Origin of the sequence: Streptomyces sp. BK208 (assembly GCF_004364245.1) — a bacterium.
GTDB lineage: Bacteria > Actinomycetota > Actinomycetes > Streptomycetales > Streptomycetaceae > Streptomyces.
Window position 1 is genome coordinate 1 of record NZ_SOAV01000015.1, and the last position, 20,931, is coordinate 20,931.

Consider the following 20,931-nt stretch of genomic DNA (forward strand, 5'->3'; position numbering starts at 1 on the left):
CGGTTACATTTCGAACCCGGAAGCTAAGCCTTACAGCGCCGATGGTACTGCAGGGGGGACCCTGTGGGAGAGTAGGACGCCGCCGAACAATTATTAGAGGGCTGGTCCCGGAACTTCGGTTCCGGGACCAGCCCTTTTTTGTTTTCCGTCACTTCGAGTTCACGTTGTGCGCCGACCATCCCAGGTATGGGTACTGCAGCATTGCTCAGGGCCGCCGGCATAGGCGTCGGTGACGAGGTCGTCGTACCTGCCTTCGGGAACGTGGAAGTCGCCGAAGCCGTGGCCCTGGTGGGCGCGTCACCGGTCTTCGCCGACATAGATCCGGCGACGTACTGCCTGGATCCCGCGCTGGTGGAGGGGGCGCTGACGTCTCGGACCGCGGCCGTGGTCGTCGTGCACCGCTTCGGGCGGCCGGCGGACATGGGCCCCCTGCACAGGACGGGGCAGCGGCACGGGCTGCTCGTACTGGAGCACGGCGAGTCCGAGGCGCCGTACGACGAGATAGCACGGCGCCGGCAGCGGGCGGCCTATCTCGACGGGAAGTTGAGGGGAGTGCGGACCCCGGACTGGGGTGACGGGCACACCTATCAGCAGTACGTGGTGCGGGTGCCGGGGAACGGGCGGCCGGACAGGGACGCGTTCGCCCGGGCGGTACGGGGCAGGGGAGTCGAGTGCCGGGTGCCGGTGAGAACACCCGTGCACAGGATGCCCGGATTCCGGCGGTGCGTGTCGCTGCCGGAGACGGAGCGGGCCGCCGACGAGACGCTCGCGCTGCCGGTCGAGGCCGCGTTGACGAAGCGGGACATGCAGCGGATCGTGTCCGCCTGCAATGCGCTCGGCGGGCTGCTGCAGCCCGCGTACTGACGGCAAGTCCGTGGTTGGGAGCACCGGGTTGTTCGGGGTATGATCTATTCCGTTGCCGCGAGGGAAACCTCGAAAGCGACAGGCCCCTATAGCTCAGTCGGTAGAGCGTCTCCATGGTAAGGAGAAGGTCAACGGTTCGATTCCGTTTGGGGGCTCCCTCACGAAAGGCCCCGCCCGATTCGGGCGGGGCCTTTCGCATGTCCGAAGCCGAAGCCGAAGCCGAAGCCGAAGCCGGAGACGGCCCGGGCCCCGGGCCAAGTCCCGGGGCCGGAACGCTAGTCCGCGTGGGGCTCCGGGACGCGCATCGCGAGGATCGCCATGTCGTCGGACGGGGCGTCGGACGCGAAGCGCTCCACCGCGCGCATGATGCGCGCGGCCACCGCACCCGCCGTCAGGCCCGTGCAGGACGTGAGGACGTCGGCGAGGCCGTCGTCGCCCAGCATGCGCGTGCCCTCACGGCGCTCGGTGACGCCGTCCGTGACGCACAGCAGGACGTCGCCCGGGTCGAGGGTGACCGTCTGCTCGTACAGCTCCAGGTCCTCGATGACGCCGAGGAGGGGCTGGGGCTCGGCGGCCGGCTCGACCGTGCCGTCCTGACGGAGGCGGAGCGGGAGCGGGTGGCCGGCGCAGACGACCTTCAGCTCCGCGCTGCCGTCCTCCTGGGGACGCATCTCGCCGTACAGGAGAGTGAGGAAGCGGCTGCGGGCGCCCTCGTCGAGGATGGCCGAATTGAGACGCTCCAGGACCGCCGGGCCGCTCAGGCCCTCGCGGGCCAGCAGGCGCAGGGCGTGCCTGGCCAGGCCGGTGACGGCCGCGGCGTTCGGGCCGGTACCGCAGACGTCGCCGATGGCGAAGCCGTACGCGTCGTCGCTGATGGGGAAGAGGTCGTAGAAGTCACCGCCGACCTCGTTGCCCTCGCCGGCCGCGCGGTAGATGACCTCGACCTCGACGCCGTCGATGACGGGCAGTTCCGGGGGCAGGAGGCTGCGCTGGAGGGACTGGCTGATGGCCGTGCGTTCCGAATACAGCCGGGCGTTGTCCAGGGCCAGGGCGGCCCGTCGGGAGAGGTCCTCGGCCAGTTCGAGGATCTCCTGGCGGAAGTGGTCGTCGGTGGGCTTGCCGAGGGTGAGCATGCCGATGACGCGGTTGCGGGCGACCAGCGGGAGGACGACGGTCTCGCCGCCGACCGCGGAGGCGGTGGCGAGGGTCGGGCCGAGGCCGGTGCTCAGCGGCTGGGCGACGCCGCCGCTGAGGCCCAGGTCGCGCATGGAGGTGCGCAGCGCCGCCTGGTGGGCCATCTCGGCGGGCGCCGTCCAGACGCGGGCACCCGGGGTGGGCACCGGGTCGGGCGGGGCGATCTTCGACAGGAGGGACTTGATGCCGTCGATGAGCTCCTCGTCCTCGTGCAGGACGTAGGAGAGGTACGGGTCCGAGGACTGGTCGGCGATCGTGTAGACGGCGCACCAGGTGGCCAGCGTCGGGACCGTCATCTGGGCCATCAGGGCCAGCGTCTGGTCGCGGTCGAGGGTGCCGGCGAGCAGGTCGGAGGCCTCGACCAGGAAGCTCAGCGAGCCGCGGCGCAGCCGCTCCAGCTCGCCGAGACGCGCCGACTCGACGGCCAGCGCGATGCGGTCGGCCGCGAACTGCAGGCGCAGCGCCTCCTCGTTGGAGTACCGGCCGGCGGCCTCCGCCGCGACGCCGAGGGAACCGGTGAGGCGGCCCTCGACCTTGAGGGGGACGGTGACGACCGAGCGCATGCCGGTGCTGTCCAGGAGCGGGACCGCGCCGGGGACGGCCTCCAGGTCGTCGTGGACGGCGGGCATGCGCGCCGAGCCGTAGCGGCCGGGCCCCGCCTCGACGGGGACGCGGGCGAAACGCTGGCGGGCGGAGGGCAGGCCGGTGGAGGCGCGGACCTCCAACTCGGTTTCGTCGTCGGTCGCCAGGAGCAGGAAGGCGGCGTCGGCGTCGAGCATGTCGCGGGCGCGCTCGACCGTGCGCTGGAGCAGGCCGTCGAGGTCGTCCGGGGCGGGGGAGCCGATGAACACCTCGAAGGGGTCCGCGCTCTGGCCCTCGGAGGACGGGGAGTCGGAGGCGGGCACGCGCAACGGGGTCTGCAGCACCGCGCGTTCGTGGTCGCGGACGAGCAGACACACCGTGGAGGGCTCGCCGTCGGGGTCGCGGACGCGCAGGTGGGAGGCGTAGACCGGGGTGACGCGGCCGTTGGCGCCCCGCATGCCGTAGCTGCCCTCCCAGCGGGAGAGCTGCAGGGCCTCGGCGATGCCGGTGCTGGTGCCGGGGGTGTGCGGCCAGGCGGCGAGGTCGGTCAGCGGTTTGCCGGTGACCTGGTCGGCGGAGTAGCCGAAGAGGTCCTCGGCGTCCTCGCTCCACGACGAGATGGCGCCGGAGCGGTCGATCTGTACGACGGCGACGCGGACCCTGCCGTCGGCGAGCGGCAGCAGGGCGGCGGGGAGGGAGGGGCCGGCGGCGCGGGTGCCGACCGGGCGCTCGGGCAGGTGGAGGTGGAACCAGACGTTCTTCAGCGTCGGCGTGTACTCGACGCCCCAGCGGTCGGCCAGTGCCGCGCACAGCTGGAGGCCGCGGCCGCCCTCGCGGTCGAGGCTGCCCATGGTGGCGGGGGAGCCCTGGAGCGGGACCTCGCGTTCCGGATAGTGGTCGGCGACCTCGATCCGGACGCCGTCGTCGCTGCGCAGGCACACGACGTCGGCGGTGGTGCCGGCGTGGACCACGGCATTGGTCACCAGTTCGCTGGTGAGCACCACGGCGTCGTCGACGATGTCGGCGTGGCCCCAGCCCTGGAGCGTGTCGCGGACGAAGGACCGGGCACTGGCCACGGATCGCCCGACGGGCTCGAAGCTGGCGGCCGCGCGCGCGGTGATCACAGAACTCCTCGACCCTCTCTCCCCGTACACGGCCTCCTGGCCGGCCGGCTCGCCCCGCTGCTGCGGCAGTCCGCCCGTCGGTCCGGGATCCGGGGGCTGCTCCCCCGGGATCAGTCCGGTGGTCATTCCGGCCGCCCCTCCGATGCCCGCTCGTCTCCGTGTCACCGCCCAGACCGGACGGACCGGTATGGCTGGACAGCCGTATGCCAGGTTACTTACCTTCGCCGTCCATTCGGATGCCGGTCTGCAGTGTTTCCGCCCAGAGGGTGTGCGGACGATGTGCGAAGCTGCCGAACTGTTATGGCCTGGTTCGGCCGGGGTGAAACACTGGGCAGGCTGCTTGTGAAGGTCCGGGCAGGTGAATGCGCGCCGAGTCGGGTGGGCAGCAGCCCTGGAAGCGGTCCGGTCACCGGGCCGGATCGTGCGGCAGTACGGAAGTGAGCGGCAGTGATCCGGTCCGCCATGCGGCGGGGACCGGGCACAGCGGTATCGGTCGACCCTTGCGGGAGGGACACAGTGGAGTCTGGCGCAGCGGCGCGGGCCACGAGGACGCGCGCGAAAGGCGGACAGTCCCTGAGCAACCAGGGCACATCGCGGGGCGGCGGTGCGCGCAGCGGCAGTACGACGGTGGACACGGCCGCGCTGAACCGGCTGCTGGCGGCGCTGGTGTCGATGCGGGAGGGCAACTTCCGCAGGCGGCTCACCGTGTCCGGCGACGGTGTGATGTCGGAGATCGCGGCGGTCTTCAACGAGGTGGCCGACCGCAATCTCCACCTCACGGGTGAGCTGGCGCGGGTACGGCGTGTGGTCGGACGTGAGGGAAAACTCACGGAGCGGCTGGAGACCGGGGCCTGCGAGGGGTCCTGGGCGGCCGCGATCGACCACTCGAACGCGCTGGTGGACGACCTCGTGCGGCCCGTCTCCGAGGTGAGCCGGGTGCTGTCGGCGGTCGCGGACGGTGACCTGTCGCCCCGTATGGAGCTGCGGACGCAGAACGACGAGGGCACCGGGCAGCCGTTGCGCGGTGAGTTCCTGAAGGTCGGCCGGACCGTGAACAACCTGGTCGACCAGTTGTCGACGTTCACGGACGAGGTCACGCGGGTGGCCAGCGAGGTCGGCACCGAGGGAAAGCTGGGCGGTCAGGCCCGGGTGCGCGGTATGTCCGGTTCCTGGAAGGACCTGACGGACTCCGTCAACACCATGGCGTACCGGCTCACCGCCCAGGTGCGGGACATCGCGCTGGTGACGACGGCGGTGGCCAAGGGCGATCTGTCCCGGAAGGTCACGGTGCACGTGGCCGGGGAGATGCTGGAGCTGAAGAACACCGTCAACACGATGGTGGACCAGCTCTCCGCGTTCTCCTCCGAGGTGACGCGCGTGGCCCGTGAGGTGGGCACCGAGGGCGCGCTGGGTGGGCAGGCGCAGGTGCCGGGCGTGGCCGGGGTGTGGAAGGAGCTGACCGACTCCGTCAACACCATGGCCGGGAACCTGACGGCCCAGGTGCGGGAGATCTCCCACGTGACGACGGCGGTCGCCAACGGCGACCTGTCGAAGAAGGTGACGGTGCCGGCCCGGGGCGAGGTCGCGCAGCTCGCCGAGACGATCAACCAGATGACCGAGACGCTGCGGATCTTCGCGGACGAGGTCACGCGCGTGGCCAACGAGACCGGTGGTGAGGGGCAGCTCGGCGGGCAGGCGAACGTGCCGGGCGCCGCCGGCATCTGGAAGGACCTGACGGACTCCGTCAACACGGTCTTCCGGAACCTGACGACCCAGGTGCGTGACATCGCGACGGTGACGACGGCGGTGGCCAGCGGTGACCTGTCGCAGAAGGTCACCGTCGACGTGGCCGGGGAGATGCTGGAGCTGAAGAACACCGTCAACACGATGGTGGACCAGCTGTCCGCCTTCGGTGCCGAGGTCACGCGGGTGGCGCGTGAGGTCGGGGTCGAGGGCGAGCTGGGCGGTCAGGCGCAGGTGCCGGGGGCTGCGGGGACCTGGAAGGACCTCACCGACTCCGTCAACACCGCGTTCCGCAACCTCACCGGTCAGGTGAGGAACATCGCCCAGGTGACGACGGCGGTGGCCAACGGCGACCTGTCGCAGAAGGTCACCGTGGACGTCTCCGGCGAGATGCTCCAGCTGAAGAACACCGTGAACACGATGGTCGACCAGCTGTCGTCCTTCGCCGACCAGGTGACGCGGATGGCCCGGGACGTGGGCACGGAGGGGCGCCTCGGCGGTCAGGCGCGGGTCGACGGCGTGTCGGGGACCTGGAAGGAGCTGACGGACTCCGTCAACTCCATGGCCGGCAACCTGACCTCCCAGGTGCGCAACATCGCGCAGGTGACGACGGCCGTGGCGCGCGGTGACCTGTCCCAGAAGATCGACGTCGACGCGCGCGGCGAGATCCTGGAGCTGAAGAACACCATCAACACGATGGTCGACCAGCTCTCCAGCTTCGCCGAGCAGGTCACCCGGGTCGCCCGTGAGGTGGGCACGGAGGGCCGACTCGGCGGTCAGGCGCAGGTGCCGGGGGTCGCGGGCGTGTGGCGCGACCTGACGGACTCCGTGAACGGCATGGCCGGCAACCTCACCGCGCAGGTGCGCAACATCGCGCAGGTCGCGACGGCGGTGGCGCGCGGTGACCTGTCCCAGAAGATCACCGTGGACGCGCGCGGGGAGATCCTGGAGCTGAAGAACACCCTGAACACGATGGTGGACCAGCTGTCGTCGTTCGCCCAGGAGGTCACCCGCGTCGCGCGCGAGGTGGGCACCGAGGGCATCCTCGGCGGGCAGGCGGAGGTGCAGGGCGTCTCCGGCACCTGGAAGGACCTCACGCAGTCCGTGAACGGCATGGCCAACAACCTGACCATGCAGGTGCGCAACATCGCCGAGGTCACCACGGCGGTGGCCAAGGGCGACCTGTCGAAGAAGATCACGGTCGACGCCAAGGGCGAGATCCTCGAACTGGTCACCACCGTCAACACCATGGTCGACCAGCTGTCGTCCTTCGCCGAGCAGGTGACGCGGGTCGCGCGCGAGGTGGGCACGGAGGGCATCCTCGGCGGCCAGGCGAGCGTGCCCGGCGTCGTGGGCATCTGGAAGGACCTCAACGACAACGTCAACCTGATGGCCAAGAACCTCACGGTCCAGGTGCGGAACATCTCCCAGGTGGCCGCGGCCGTCGCCAACGGCGACCTGACGCGGACCGTGACGATCGAGGCGCGCGGCGAGGTCGCGCAGCTCGCCGACACCTTCAACACCATGGTGCGGACGCTGCGGTCCTTCGCCGACCAGGTGACCAAGGTGGCCCGCGAGGTGGGAACCGACGGCATCCTGGGCGGCCAGGCGCAGGTGCCGGGCGTGTCGGGGACGTGGAAGGACCTCACCGAGTCGGTGAACCAGATGGCGTCCAACCTGACCGGTCAGGTGCGCAACATCGCCATGGTCACCACGGCGATCGCGAAGGGCGACCTGACCAAGAAGATCGACATCGACGCGCGCGGCGAGATCCTGGAGCTGAAGACGACGATCAACACGATGGTGGACCAGCTGTCGTCCTTCGCCGAGGAGGTCACCCGCGTCGCCCGTGAGGTGGGCACGGAGGGGCAGCTGGGCGGTCAGGCACGCGTGCGTGACGTCGACGGCACCTGGCGGGACCTGACGGAGTCCGTGAACGAGATGGCCGGGAACCTCACCCGGCAGGTGCGGGCCATCGCGCGCGTGGCGACCGCCGTGACGCGCGGCGACCTGAACCTGAAGATCGACGTGGACGCCTCCGGTGAGATCTCGGAGCTGCAGGACTACATCAACAAGATGATCGCCAACCTGCGCGACACCACGATCGCCAACAAGGAGCAGGACTGGCTCAAGGGCAACCTGGCCCGGATCTCCGGCCTGATGCAGGGCCGCCGGGACCTCCAGGACGTGGCCTCGCTGATCATGAGCGAGCTGACGCCCGTGGTCTCCGCGCAGCACGGGGCGTTCTTCCTCGCGATGCCGCTGGTCGACGGCCAGGAACAGGCGGGCGCCGAGGGCGACGCGTACGAGCTGCGGATGCTCGGGTCGTACGGCTACTCGATGGGGTCCATGCCGACCTCGTTCCGGCCGGGCGAGGCGCTGGTGGGCACCGCGGCCAAGGAGAAGCGCACGATCCTCGTGGAGAACGCGCCGAGCGGCTACCTGAGGATCAGCTCCGGGCTCGGCGAGGCGCCGCCCGCCCAGGTGATCGTGCTGCCGGTGCTCTTCGAGGGGCAGGTGCTCGGCGTGATCGAGCTGGCGTCGTTCACGCCGTTCACGCACATCCAGAAGGACTTCCTCAACCAGATCGCCGAGATGATCGCGACCAGCGTCAACACCATCTCCGTCAACACCAAGACCGAGGTGCTGCTGAGCCAGTCGCAGGAGCTGACCGAGCAACTGCGTGAGCGGTCGGAGGAGTTGGAGCAGCGGCAGAAGGCGCTCCAGTCCTCCAACGCCGAACTGGAGGAGAAGGCCGAGCTGCTGGCGCAGCAGAACCGCGACATCGAGGTGAAGAACACCGAGATCGAGGAGGCCCGCCAGGTCCTGGAGGAGCGCGCCGAGCAGCTCGCGGTCTCCATGCGCTACAAGAGCGAGTTCCTGGCCAACATGTCGCACGAGCTGCGTACGCCGCTCAACTCGCTGCTGATCCTGGCCAAGTTGCTCGCCGACAACGCCGACGCGAACCTGACGCCGAAGCAGGTCGAGTTCGCCGAGACGATCCACGGTGCGGGGTCGGACCTGTTGCAGCTCATCAACGACATCCTGGACCTGTCGAAGGTCGACGCGGGCAAGATGGACGTCTCCCCGACGCGCATCGCACTCGTCCAGCTCGTGGACTACGTGGAGGCCACCTTCCGGCCGCTGAGCGCGGAGAAGGGCCTGGACCTGTCGGTGCGGGTCTCGCCGGGACTGCCCGCCACCATGCACACCGACGAGCAGCGGCTGCTCCAGGTGCTGCGCAACCTGCTGTCCAACGCGGTGAAGTTCACCGACTCCGGCTCCGTCGAGCTGGTCATCCGCCCGGCCCGGGACGAGGTGCCGCAGGCCATCCGGGAGCAGTTGCTGGAGGCCGGTTCGATGAACGACCCGGACGCCGAGCTGATCGCGTTCTCCGTCAGCGACACGGGCATCGGGATCGCGGCCAGCAAGATGCAGGTGATCTTCGAAGCGTTCAAGCAGGCCGACGGCACGACCAGCCGCAAGTACGGCGGTACGGGCCTGGGACTGTCCATCTCGCGGGAGATCGCGCAGCTGCTGGGCGGCGAGATCCAGGCGCAGAGCGAGCCCGGCCGCGGTTCGACGTTCACGCTCTACCTGCCGCTGCACCCGAGCGAGCTGCCCCCGAACGGCTACCCGCAGGCCCTGCCCGGCTCCGAGGCGGGCCCGCGGCCGGCGGCCCTGGCGCGTGCCGAGGCGCCGCAGGCGGAGGCCGACATCCCGGCCGAGGCGAAGCCGCACCAGGACGCGCACAACGGCGCGACCGCGCTGTTCCGGCGCCGCCGCCGGCCGGCCGCGACCGATGAGCTGCCCGCGGTGCGGGAGCGGCAGTCGGACGCCGAGCAGGAGCCGTCGCACCAGTCGACCCGGGGGATCCGGTTCGGCGGGCAGAAGGTGCTGATCGTGGACGACGACATCCGCAACGTCTTCGCCCTCACCAGCGTCCTGGAGCAGCACGGCCTGTCCGTGCTGTACGCCGAGAACGGGCGGGAGGGCATCGAGGTCCTGGAGCAGCACGAGGACGTGGCGGTCGTCCTGATGGACATCATGATGCCCGAGATGGACGGCTACGCGACGACCACGGCGATCCGCCGGATGCCCCAGTTCGCCGGCCTGCCGATCATCGCGCTGACCGCGAAGGCGATGAAGGGCGACCGGGAGAAGGCGATCGAGTCCGGTGCCTCCGACTACGTGACGAAGCCGGTCGACCCTGACCACCTGCTGACGGTGATGCAGCAGTGGATGAACGACACGAACGAGGAGTGAGCACCCGGAGCCGCGCTTCCGGTTGGCGTCGCCGGGCGCGGCCGGGCGCCGGCGGGACGTGACCCGTACGTCCGGACACCGTGACCGTAGTACCTTCGGGCACGGTGTCCGCGTACGCGGGGGCACCTTCCGTGCGGCCCGCTCGGGCGGTGTGCGAACGTGGAGTGTGTGCTGGCGGGAACCTTCACCGTCCACGCGGTCGCTGACTCAGCGTGCTCGGAGTCGGGTAGAAGTGCGGGATCCGGGGAACCTTCTGGTCCCCCGCCGCGTTTCTGCTACGAGCACAGTGACATCACGGTGACAGGGTGTGGCGACGGGCGGGGTGCGGCTACGATGACCGGCACAAGGACGGGCGGCGCAAGGGAGCCGTCCGCCGGGGCGGCACCAGCCGGTGCCGCGTCGAGTCCTGTGGACAGGGGAGGCCCCACGCCGGGGCGAGGAGGGCGGGCCATGGTGCAGAAGGCCAAGATCCTCCTGGTCGATGACCGGCCGGAGAATCTGCTGGCGCTGGAGGCGATCCTCTCGGCGCTCGATCAGACGCTGGTGCGGGCATCGTCCGGGGAGGAAGCGCTCAAAGCACTGCTCACGGACGACTTCGCGGTCATTCTGCTGGACGTCCAGATGCCGGGCATGGACGGTTTCGAGACCGCCGCGCACATCAAGCGGCGGGAGCGGACCCGGGACATCCCGATCATCTTCCTCACCGCGATCAACCACGGCCCCCACCACACCTTCCGCGGCTACGCGGCGGGAGCGGTGGACTACATCTCCAAGCCGTTCGACCCCTGGGTGCTGCGCGCCAAGGTCTCGGTCTTCGTCGAGCTGTACATGAAGAACTGCCAGCTGCGCGAGCAGGCGGCGCTGCTGCGCCTCCAGTTGGAGGGCAACGGCAAGGCCGAGGCCGGCGAGGTCAAGGAGCCCGCCGGGCTGCTCGCCGAGCTGTCGGCACGGCTGGCGGCCGTGGAGGAGCAGGCGGAGGCGCTGTCCAAGCAGCTGGGCGACGAGTCGACGGACGCCGCGGCGGTGGCGACGGCCGCTCACCTGGAGCGCAAGCTCACCGGGCTGCGGCGGGCGCTGGACGCCCTGGAGCCGGGCACGTCCGGAGGCCAGCCCGCGGTCAACTGACGCCCCGGACGCGTCCGCCGACCCGTCAGGTCTGCCGCGGCGGACCGAGCGGCCGTCAGGAGGACGATCTGTGAGGGCTTGTCAGGGCCTGTACCGGAAGCGTCAGTTCCGGTGCCTCGCATGAGCGACACGAACGGGTGAAGCGGTGGGCACACGTGTCGACCGCCGTCTCCCCCGGTAACCTCACACCTATGGCCTCACGTCCCTCCGCAGCCAAGAAGCAGCCCGCGAAGAAGGCGGCCGCTCCCGCGAAGGGTCCGGTCAGGAAGGCCCCCGCGAAGAAGGCGCCCGCGAAGAAGGTGCCCGCCAGGAAGGCCGTGGCGAGGAAGCCCGCGCCCAAAGCGGCTCCCAGCCCCACCGGGGGCCTCTACCGGCTGGTGCGGGCGCTCTGGCTGGGCCTCGCGCACGGCGTCGGCGCCGTCTTCCGCGGCATAGGGCAGGGTGCCAAGAACCTCGACCCGGCCCACCGCAAGGACGGTGTCGCCCTGCTGCTGCTCGGCGTCGCGCTGATCGTCGCCGCGGGCACCTGGGCCGACCTCAAGGGTCCCGTCGGCGACCTCGTCGAGATCCTCGTGACCGGAGCCTTCGGGCGCCTGGACCTGCTCGTGCCGATCCTGCTCGGCGCCATCGGCGTACGCCTGATCCGGCACCCCGAGAAGCCCGAGGCCAACGGACGGATCGTGATCGGCCTGTCCGCGCTCGTCGTCGGCGTGCTCGGGCAGGTGCACATCGGCTGCGGCTCACCCGCCCGCAGCGCCGGCATGCAGGCCATAAGGGATGCCGGGGGCCTCATCGGCTGGGCCGCGGCGACCCCGCTGTCGGCCACGATGACCGACGTGCTGGCCGTGCCGCTGCTCGTGCTGCTCACGGTCTTCGGGCTGCTCGTCGTCACCGCCACCCCGGTCAACGCCATCCCCCAGCGGCTGCGGCAGCTCGGGGTGCGGCTCGGCGTGGTCGGCGACCCGGAGGCGGACGCCTACGCGGACTTCACGGACGACGACGAGCGCTACGACGAACAGTGGCGCGAGGCGCTGCCCGCCCGGTCCCGCAGACGCGGGACACCGGCCGCCGTGGAGCAGCCGTACGATCACGACACGGCCGAGCAGGAGGCGCTCGGCCGGCGTCGCGGCAGGCCCCGCCGGTCCGCCGTGCCGCAGCCGGAGATGAACCGCCCGATGGACGCCGTCGACGTGGCCGCGGCGGCCGCCGCCGCGCTCGACGGCGCGGTCCTGCACGGCATGCCGCCCTCGCCGGTGGTCGCCGACCTCACCCAGGGCGTCGGCACGGGGGACCGCGAGTCGACGACCCCCACGCCCACACCCGTACCCGCCGCGCGGCCGCAGCCGGGGAAGCTCAGGAAGGACGCCGCCAAGGCGCCCGAGGAGGAGCCGGCAGGCGGGAGCGTCCCCGACCTCACCAAGACCCCGCTGCCCAAGGAGCGGGACCTGCCGCCGCGCGCCGAGCAGCTCCAGCTCTCCGGCGACATCACCTACTCGCTGCCGTCCCTCGACTCCCTCACGCGCGGCGGCCCCGGCAAGGCGCGCAGCGCCGCCAACGACGCCATAGTGGACTCGCTGACCACCGTCTTCACCGAGTTCAAGGTGGACGCCCGCGTCACCGGCTTCACCCGCGGCCCGACGGTCACCCGGTACGAGGTCGAGCTGGGCCCCGCCGTGAAGGTCGAGCGGATCACCGCGCTGACCAAGAACATCGCGTACGCCGTCGCCAGCCCCGACGTACGGATCATCAGCCCGATCCCCGGCAAGTCCGCGGTCGGTATCGAGATCCCCAACACCGACCGGGAGATGGTCAACCTCGGCGACGTGCTGCGGCTCGCGGAGTCCGCCGAGGACGACGACCCGATGCTGGTCGCCTTCGGCAAGGACGTCGAGGGCGGCTACGTCATGCACTCGCTGGCGAAGATGCCGCACATGCTGGTCGCCGGCGCCACCGGCTCCGGCAAGTCGTCCTGCATCAACTGCCTGATCACCTCGATCATGATGCGGGCGACCCCGGAGGACGTCCGGATGATCCTCGTCGACCCCAAGCGCGTCGAGCTGACCGCGTACGAGGGCATCCCGCACCTGATCACGCCGATCATCACCAACCCGAAGCGGGCCGCCGAGGCGCTCCAGTGGGTCGTGCGCGAGATGGACCTGCGCTACGACGACCTCGCCGCCTACGGCTACCGGCACATCGACGACTTCAACCGCGCGGTGCGCGAGGGCAAGGTCAAGCCGCCCGAGGGCAGCGAGCGTGAACTCCAGCCCTACCCGTACCTGCTGGTGATCGTGGACGAGCTGGCCGACCTGATGATGGTCGCGCCGCGCGACGTCGAGGACGCGATCGTCCGGATCACCCAGCTCGCGCGGGCGGCCGGCATCCACCTCGTGCTCGCCACCCAGCGGCCGTCCGTGGACGTCGTCACCGGCCTCATCAAGGCCAACGTGCCCTCGCGGCTCGCCTTCGCCACCTCCTCGCTCGCCGACTCACGGGTCATTCTCGACCAGCCCGGCGCCGAGAAGCTCATCGGCAAGGGCGACGGACTCTTCCTGCCGATGGGCGCGAACAAGCCGACCCGCATGCAGGGCGCGTTCGTGACCGAGGAGGAGGTGGCGCTCGTCGTCCAGCACTGCAAGGACCAGATGGCGCCGGTCTTCCGCGAAGACGTCACCGTCGGGACGAAGCAGAAGAAGGAGATCGACGAGGACATCGGCGACGACCTCGACCTGCTGTGCCAGGCGGCCGAGCTGGTCGTCTCCACGCAGTTCGGGTCCACCTCGATGCTCCAGCGCAAGCTGCGCGTCGGCTTCGCCAAGGCCGGGCGGCTGATGGACCTGATGGAGTCCCGGAGCATCGTCGGACCGAGCGAGGGTTCGAAGGCGCGTGACGTTCTCGTGAAGCCCGACGAACTGGACGGCGTGCTCGCGGTGATCCGGGGGGAGTCTGAAGGGTAGGGACGGGTGAGCGAAGGGTTCCGCCGAAGGAGGTCACGACGGCCGGCCGGCCGATCGTGACTCACCCGTTAGGGATCATTGAGCAACCGTTTCCTCGTGCTCTACGTCAAGTTGAGGAAAGTACAAACAGGTAGTCCACCATCGGTGTGCCGGGCCATTCCGATGGCGTAAAGGTCGTACCGCCCGGTTGCCCCACCCGTTTGTACCCCCCCTAGACTGAACGCCCAGCACAGGCGGCTCACGCTCGAAAGGCGCCCCCGTGTCCAACGGCAACTCTCCCGAAGACGAGCGTCCGGTCGAAGACGTGTCCCACGACGTCCCCGAAAGCGTTTCCGAGGACGCCCGCCCCACCGTCGGCCGTGCCCTGCAGCAGGCACGGATCGCCGCCGGGCTGACCGTCGACGACATCACCACCGCCACCCGGGTCCGCATCGCCATCGTGCACGCCATCGAGGCGGACGACTTCGCGCCCTGCGGCGGCGACGTCTATGCGCGCGGGCACATCCGCACCCTCGCCAAGGCCGTCGGACTCGATCCCGCCGAGCTGCTCGCGCAGTTCGACGCCGAGCACGGCGGGCGCCCGGCGCCGACCGCCACCGCGCCGCTGTTCGAGGCGGAGCGCATCCGTCCCGAGCGGCGCGGACCCAACTGGACCGCCGCCATGGTCGCCGCCATCGTCGCCGTGATCGGGTTCGTGGGCTTCAGCTTCGTCAAGGGCGGCGACAGCGGCGGCAACGAGGCGAGCGTCGCCGAGGGGGCCCAGCCCTCGTCCGGCGAGTCCGCCTCGCCGAGCGCCAAGCCCAAGAAGCCCGCCGCCCCCAAGCCGAGCGACAGCGCCATCGCCGCCGCGCCCGCGGACAAGGTGACCGTCAAGGTCAGCGCCATCGGGGGCCGCAGCTGGATCTCCGCCCAGGACCACAACGGCAGGCAGCTCTTCGATGGCACGCTCCAGCAGGGCGACTCCAAGACCTTCCAGGACAACGAGAAGGTCAAGCTCGTCCTCGGAGACGCCGGTGCCATAGAGCTCTACGTCAACGGCAAGAAGATCGAGGACGACTTCCAGCCCGGCGCCGTCGAGCGCCTGACGTACACGAAGGGCGATCCGCAGGTCGGTTAGCGGATCCGGGAAGCCTGTCGCCACGGGGTCGGCCGGGATCGGCCAACCCCGTCGACATGGGGCGTCGGCGGGACGAAGTAGTCTTGAGCCCATGCCTGAAAGCCGTACCGTCGCACTCGTCACCCTTGGCTGCGCCCGTAACGAGGTGGACTCGGAGGAGCTCGCAGGCCGTCTGGAGGCGGACGGCTGGACGCTCGTCGAGGACGCCGAGGGAGCGGACGTCGCCGTCGTGAACACGTGCGGCTTCGTCGAGGCCGCCAAGAAGGACTCCGTGGACGCCCTCCTGGAGGCCAACGACCTCAAGGGCCACGGAAGAACGCAGGCCGTGGTCGCGGTCGGCTGCATGGCCGAGCGGTACGGCAAGGAGCTGGCCGAGGCCCTCCCGGAGGCCGACGGCGTCCTCGGCTTCGACGACTACGCCGACATCTCCGACCGGCTCCAGACCATCCTGAACGGCGGCATCCACGCCGCGCACACCCCGCGCGACCGGCGCAAGCTGCTGCCGATCAGCCCCGCCGAGCGCCAGGAGGCCGGCGCCGCGGTCGCCCTGCCGGGGCACGGCCCGACCGACCTGCCCGAAGGCGTCGCCCCCGCCTCGGGTCCGCGCGCGCCCCTGCGCCGCCGGCTGGACGGCTCCCCGGTCGCCTCGGTGAAGCTCGCCTCCGGCTGCGACCGGCGCTGCTCCTTCTGCGCCATCCCCTCCTTCCGCGGCTCCTTCATCTCGCGCCGCCCCAGCGACGTGCTGAACGAGACGCGGTGGCTGGCCGAGCAGGGCGTCAAGGAGGTCATGCTGGTCTCCGAGAACAACACCTCCTACGGCAAGGACCTCGGCGACATCCGTCTGCTGGAGTCGCTGCTGCCGAACCTGGCCGACGTCGACGGCATCGAGCGCGTGCGCGTCAGCTACCTCCAGCCCGCCGAGATGCGCCCCGGCCTGATCGACGTGCTGACCTCCACCGAGAAGGTCGTGCCCTACTTCGACCTGTCCTTCCAGCACTCCGCTCCGGACGTGCTGCGCGCGATGCGCCGCTTCGGCGACACCGACCGCTTCCTGGAGCTCCTCGACACCATCCGGAGCAAGGCACCCGAGGCGGGTGTGCGCTCCAACTTCATCGTCGGCTTCCCCGGCGAGTCCGAGGCCGATCTCGCCGAGCTGGAGCGCTTCCTGAACCATGCCCGGCTGGACGCCATCGGCGTCTTCGGATACTCCGACGAGGAGGGCACCGAGGCGGCGACCTACGGTGACAAGCTGGACGAGGACGTCGTGGCCGAGCGGTTGGCTCGTGTCTCGCGCCTGGCCGAAGAGCTGGTCTCGCAGCGCGCCGACGAGCGCGTCGGCTCGACCGTGCGGGTGCTCGTCGAGTCCGTGGACAGCGCGGGCGACGGCGACGGCGTCCGCGGCCGTGCGGAGCACCAGGCGCCGGAGACGGACGGCCAGGTGCTGCTCACGAGCGGCGAGGGCCTGAGTGTGGGTCGTATGGTCGACGCGAAGGTGGTCGGTACGGAGGGTGTCGACCTGGTGGCCGAACCGCTGCCGGGATCGCCCGAGCGGAGTGAGGAGGCCGGCAGATGAGCGGAGTCCCGGCGTCCGCCGCGGGCGGCTCCTCCCGTGCGGGCAGGACCGGCTCGCTGGGCGCCGCCGGTGCGGCGCACGGACCGGCCGAGCGTACGACTCCGGGGGGCGCCGTGGAACGGGATGCGCAGGACCGGGAGGCGACGGACCACGGTGCGACGGAACGGGGCGCGGCGCACCGGGGTGCGACCGAGGGCGGTGCCCACCTGCGCGGCGGCAAGATCGCTGCCGCCGCCGTCAACCAGGCGAGCGTCTGGAACGTCGCCAATCTGCTGACGATGCTCCGGCTGCTCCTCGTACCGGCCTTCGTCGCGCTGATGCTCGGCAACGGGGGGTACGACCCGGCCTGGCGGTCGTTCGCCTGGGCCTCCTTCGCCATCGCCATGATCACCGACCTCTTCGACGGGCACCTGGCGCGCACCTACAACCTCGTCACGGACTTCGGGAAGATCGCCGACCCCATCGCCGACAAGGCGATCATGGGCGCGGCGCTGATCTGCCTGTCCGCGCTGGGCGACCTGCCGTGGTGGGTGACGGCCGTCATCCTCGGCCGGGAACTCGGGATCACCGTCCTGCGTTTCGTGGTCATCCGGTACGGCGTCATCCCCGCGAGCCGGGGCGGCAAGCTGAAGACGCTCACCCAGGGCATCGCCGTCGGCATGTACGTCCTGGCGCTGACGGGGCCCCTGGCCACCCTGAGGTTCTGGGTGATGGCCGCGGCGGTCGTCCTGACCGTGGTGACCGGCCTCGACTATGTGAAGCAGGCCATTGTGCTGCGCCGCCGGGGAATCGCCGAACGCAGAGCGGCGTTGAAGGAGACGGAAGCTTGATTTCCACGGCCGCCGACGTGGTGCGACTACTCACGGTGAGGGGCGAGACCCTCGCGGTCGCCGAGTCCCTGACCGGCGGAATGGTCGCTTCCGCGCTCACGGCCGTCCCCGGGGCCTCCAAGGCGTTCCGGGGGTCGGTCACCGCCTACGCGACGGAGCTGAAGCGGCAGGTACTCGGCGTCGACGCCGACCTGCTCGCGGCGCGGGGAGCGGTGGACCCGCAGGTCGCCGCCCAGATGGCGGCAGGCGTGCGTACCGTGCTGGGCGCCGACTGGGGCATCGCGACGACCGGAGTCGCCGGCCCTGAACCGCAGGACGGGCAGCCCGTGGGAACGGTCTTCGTGGCCGTGGACGGGCCTTTCGGACCCGGCCGGGGTTGCGCCGATGGCGGAAAAGTGGAGGCGCTGCGGTTGAACGGCGACCGCGCGGAAATTCGTATGGAGAGTGTACGGAGCGTACTCGCACTTCTTTTGAGGGAGCTTGCGAGCGAACAGACCGGGAATGAGCGGGCACAGGATACGGAACGGAACGGGGGGTTTTGATGTTTGCAGCCCTGAGTGAACACGACATCGCTCCCCGCACGGCCGCGGCGCGAGGCGGTACGGTGGGGCGTGAAGGATGCGGTTACACGGTCCGAGGAGGGAGCCACCGATGATTCTGCTCCGTCGCCTGCTGGGTGACGTGCTGCGTCGGCAGCGCCAACGCCAGGGCCGTACTCTGCGCGAAGTCTCCTCGTCCGCCCGAGTCTCACTCGGCTATCTCTCCGAGGTGGAGCGGGGGCAGAAGGAGGCGTCTTCCGAGCTGCTCTCCGCCATCTGCGACGCGCTGGACGTACGGATGTCCGAGCTCATGCGGGAAGTGAGCGACGAACTCGCCCTCGCCGAGCTGGCCCAGTCCGCCGCGGCGACGCCCAGCGAGACCGTGCCGGCGCCGGTGCGTCCGATGCTGGGTTCCGTCTCGGTGTCCGGCGTGCCACCGGAGCGGGTCACCATCAAGGCGCCCGCCGAGGCAGTGGACGTCGTCGCCGCCTGAGCGCCCGAGAACATGTGCGTGTGAGGCCCCGGCCGGGGCCCTCCGGAAGTGCGGAGGGACGGTGCCGGGGTTTTCGCGTGCCCGGACCGGGTGGGCGCGTGCGCGACGGCATCCGTACGAACGGGGCGGGCCGTGGGCGCGAGAGGCCCGTGTTCGCCGGTTTGCCGGTCCGTGCGGGTGCGGTCATCGTGGAGGGAGATGGCCGGGGGAGAACCGACGGAGGCGTGGATGTACGTCGTGAAGAGCCCGTTGTCCGACGCGGACCTGAAGACCGTCTCCGAGGCGTTGCAGGGCGCCCTCGTCGACCTGGTCGACCTGGCCCTGGTGGCCAAGCAGATCCACTGGAACGTGGTCGGTCCACGGTTCCGCTCCGTGCACCTCCAGCTCGACGAACTCGTCGAGACCGCCCGCACGCACTCGGACACCGTGGCGGAACGTGCCTCGGCGCTCGGCGTCTCTCCGGACGGGCGGGCCGCGACCGTCGCCGTCGGCAGCGGCATCGACGTGACCCCCGAGGGCTGGGTCGACGACACCACCGCCGTACAGACCATCGTGGACGCGCTGAGCGCGGTGATCGGGCGGATGCGTGAGCGGATCACGGCGAGCGAGGACCCGGATCCCGTGAGCCAGGACATCTTCATCCAGATCACCGCCGACCTGGAGAAGCAGCACTGGATGTTCCAGGCCGGGAACGGATGACGCGGGATGGCGGCGGCGCGGACGGCCTGCCGGGCGGCCGCGCTGGGCCTCGGCGTCCTGTGGTGGTGGGCCGTGCTGCGCCTGGCGCTGCACCCCGGCGCCGGGGTGCTTGAAGGGGCGGTCGCGGTCGGCGGCTGGGGGCTGAGCGTGCTGCCGGTGCACTGCGTGCCGCCACGCCGGACCGCGGGGGCGCTGGAGGCGGGACGGTGGCGGCGGGCCCTGCGCGGGACGGCCCGGGACGCGGGCCGGCGCGCCCGGCCCGGCGAGGCGCCGCCGGAAGACGGAGCGCACCGAGCGACGGAAGGACCGAGCCGATGAGTGTCACCGGCGTCGACAAGGATCTCGACCATCTGACCCTCACCCTGGTCGCCGACTTCGCCGCCCCCGCGGAACGGGTCTGGCGGCTCTGGTCCGACCCCCGGCAGCTGGAGCGCTGGTGGGGACCGCCGTCCTACCCGGCGACGGTGGAGGAGCACGATCTGTCCCCCGGCGGTGACGTCACCTACTTCATGACCGGCCCGCAGGGTGAGAAGTACCGCGGCTGGTGGCGGGTGGCCACGGTCGACGCACCGAGGTCGCTGGAGTTCACGGACGGCTTCGCCGACGAGCACGGGGTGCCGGACGCCGCGATGCCGACGACCGCGAACCGGGTGACGCTCACCGGGCGCGACGGCGGCACCCGCATGGAGCTGAGGTCGGTCTTCGACACCAGGGAGCAGATGGACCAGCTCATTGCGATGGGCATGGACGACGGCATGCGCGAGGCGGCCGGCCAGATGGACACCCTGCTCGCCGCGGGCTGAGCCGCTGCGGGCCGAGCCGCCGCTGGCGGTCGCGGGTCGTCGCTGGTCGCGGGCGTCAGCGAGGCGAGGCGTCACGGGTGGTCGCGGGCGCGTCAGTCGTCGCCGCCGTCGCGAGGCCCGCGAGCGGTTTCCGGCGGCTGCCCGAGCGGCTCCCGGCGGCTTCCTCAGCCGGTTCGGCCGTTGCCGCCGCGTCGGGTCCGCGCGGGGCCGGCCGGGCGCGGGGCGGGCCCTGCCTGGCAGGTCGGGCACCAGTACGTGGGGCGGTCGCGGGAGCCGTCGCCCTGGTCGGCCACCCGGACCGACGTACCGCAGCGCAGGCACGGGCGGGGTGCGCGGCCGTACACGAACAGGTCCTGTCCGCGCAGGCCCGTCGTCCGCCGGATCGGCCGGTCGCGGTTGGCCTCCAGGAGCTTCTGCGCGAGGGCGGGCAGCTGCGCGGCGCGGTCCGGGGACAGCTCGCCGACCGGCAGCCAGGGCGTGACGCCGAGCAGGAAGCAGAGCTCGCACTTGTAGACGTTGCCGATGCCGGCGAGATTGCGCTGGTCGAGCAGGGCCTCGCCCAGCGCGCGGGAGGGGTCGGCGCGCAGGTTGTCGAGGGCCCGCGCCGGGTCCCAGTCGGGGCCGAGCAGATCGGGGCCGAGATGGCCGACGGCGCGCTGCTCGTGGGCGGTGCGCAGGATCTCCAGCACCGGGAGGCGGTAGCCGACGGCCGTCCGGTCGCCGGTGCCGAGGATGACCCTGATCTGGTGCGCGGGGCCGCCGCTCCAGCGCTGACCGGGTGCGAACACCTTCCACGAGCCGTCCATCCGCAGGTGCGAGTGCACCGTCAGACCGCCCTCGACCCGGGTCAGCAGGTGCTTGCCGCGCGCGGTGACGTCCAGGACCGTGCGGCCGGTGAGGTCGGCCGTGGCGAACCGGGGGACGCGGAAGTCGCTGCGGGTCAGCACCTTCCCCGCGAGGGCGTCGTGCAGTCGTCGCGCCGCCTGCCAGACCGTGTCTCCTTCGGGCATGGCTCAAGGGTG

14 protein-coding genes, 1 tRNA gene and 1 rRNA gene are annotated in these 20,931 nt (G+C 71.0%); 14 read left to right on the forward strand and 2 right to left on the reverse strand.

From position 1 onward, the window contains the following. The 3 genes from rrf to EV562_RS30420 form a co-directional block, all read left to right on the forward strand. Window positions 1–88, forward strand: a 5S ribosomal RNA gene (gene rrf / locus EV562_RS30410); the annotation flags it as partial. Between the two features lie 113 nt (window positions 89–201). After that, the gene (locus EV562_RS30415) at window positions 202–864 is read left to right on the forward strand and encodes a DegT/DnrJ/EryC1/StrS family aminotransferase (protein ID WP_166662081.1); all 663 of its coding nucleotides are present in this window, start codon (window positions 202–204) and stop codon (window positions 862–864) included. Window positions 865–946: 82 nt separating this feature from the next. Next, window positions 947–1,019, forward strand: a tRNA-Thr gene (locus EV562_RS30420). A 120-nt stretch (window positions 1,020–1,139) separates the two neighbouring features. Here the strand turns inward: EV562_RS30420 and EV562_RS30425 are convergent. Further along, window positions 1,140–3,890, reverse strand: a complete 2,751-nt coding sequence (locus EV562_RS30425; protein ID WP_133890071.1) for a SpoIIE family protein phosphatase — start codon at window positions 3,888–3,890, stop codon at window positions 1,140–1,142. 390 nt (window positions 3,891–4,280) lie between these two features. On the opposite strand from EV562_RS30425, the gene EV562_RS30435 reads away from it, so the two are divergent. The 11 genes from EV562_RS30435 to EV562_RS30490 all read left to right on the forward strand — a co-directional run bounded on the left by EV562_RS30435 (window position 4,281) and on the right by EV562_RS30490 (window position 19,909). After that, complete coding sequence (locus EV562_RS30435; RefSeq protein ID WP_133890072.1) at window positions 4,281–9,773, forward strand: HAMP domain-containing protein; 5,493 nt, start codon at window positions 4,281–4,283, stop codon at window positions 9,771–9,773. Window positions 9,774–10,223: 450 nt separating this feature from the next. After that, window positions 10,224–10,898 (forward strand): response regulator, encoded by a 675-nt coding sequence (locus EV562_RS30445; RefSeq protein ID WP_133890074.1) that lies wholly within the window; start codon window positions 10,224–10,226, stop codon window positions 10,896–10,898. Between the two features lie 191 nt (window positions 10,899–11,089). Further along, window positions 11,090–13,855 carry a DNA translocase FtsK gene (locus EV562_RS30450; protein ID WP_208298461.1) on the forward strand — a complete coding sequence of 922 codons (2,766 nt, stop codon included), beginning with the start codon at window positions 11,090–11,092 and terminating at the stop codon, window positions 13,853–13,855. Between the two features lie 259 nt (window positions 13,856–14,114). Further along, window positions 14,115–14,972, forward strand: a complete 858-nt coding sequence (locus EV562_RS30455) for a helix-turn-helix domain-containing protein (protein ID WP_133890076.1) — start codon at window positions 14,115–14,117, stop codon at window positions 14,970–14,972. A gap of 91 nt (window positions 14,973–15,063) precedes the next feature. Next, entirely contained in the window at window positions 15,064–16,545 is a 1,482-nt protein-coding gene (rimO, locus tag EV562_RS30460; RefSeq protein WP_133890077.1) for a 30S ribosomal protein S12 methylthiotransferase RimO, read from the forward strand. Beyond that, window positions 16,542–17,375 (forward strand): CDP-diacylglycerol--glycerol-3-phosphate 3-phosphatidyltransferase, encoded by an 834-nt coding sequence (gene pgsA, locus EV562_RS30465; protein WP_133890078.1) that lies wholly within the window; start codon window positions 16,542–16,544, stop codon window positions 17,373–17,375. Before rimO ends, pgsA begins: the two co-directional genes overlap by 4 nt. Further along, window positions 17,372–17,917 (forward strand): CinA family protein, encoded by a 546-nt coding sequence (locus tag EV562_RS30470; protein WP_133890079.1) that lies wholly within the window; start codon window positions 17,372–17,374, stop codon window positions 17,915–17,917. Before pgsA ends, EV562_RS30470 begins: the two co-directional genes overlap by 4 nt. 109 nt (window positions 17,918–18,026) lie before the next feature. Beyond that, window positions 18,027–18,407 carry a helix-turn-helix transcriptional regulator gene (locus EV562_RS30475; protein ID WP_031037941.1) on the forward strand — a complete coding sequence of 127 codons (381 nt, stop codon included), beginning with the start codon at window positions 18,027–18,029 and terminating at the stop codon, window positions 18,405–18,407. 228 nt (window positions 18,408–18,635) lie between these two features. Beyond that, window positions 18,636–19,106 (forward strand): DNA starvation/stationary phase protection protein, encoded by a 471-nt coding sequence (locus EV562_RS30480; protein WP_133890080.1) that lies wholly within the window; start codon window positions 18,636–18,638, stop codon window positions 19,104–19,106. 6 nt (window positions 19,107–19,112) lie between these two features. After that, complete coding sequence (locus EV562_RS30485) at window positions 19,113–19,424, forward strand: hypothetical protein (RefSeq protein WP_243860265.1); 312 nt, start codon at window positions 19,113–19,115, stop codon at window positions 19,422–19,424. Beyond that, window positions 19,421–19,909: an SRPBCC domain-containing protein gene (locus EV562_RS30490; protein WP_133890081.1), complete on the forward strand. Its 489-nt coding sequence runs from the start codon at window positions 19,421–19,423 to the stop codon at window positions 19,907–19,909. The genes EV562_RS30485 and EV562_RS30490 overlap by 4 nt, the downstream gene beginning before the upstream one ends. 164 nt (window positions 19,910–20,073) lie before the next feature. On the opposite strand, the gene EV562_RS30495 is transcribed toward EV562_RS30490, so the two are convergent. Further along, window positions 20,074–20,919 (reverse strand): DNA-formamidopyrimidine glycosylase family protein, encoded by an 846-nt coding sequence (locus tag EV562_RS30495; RefSeq protein WP_133890082.1) that lies wholly within the window; start codon window positions 20,917–20,919, stop codon window positions 20,074–20,076. Window positions 20,920–20,931: the final 12 nt, after the last annotated feature.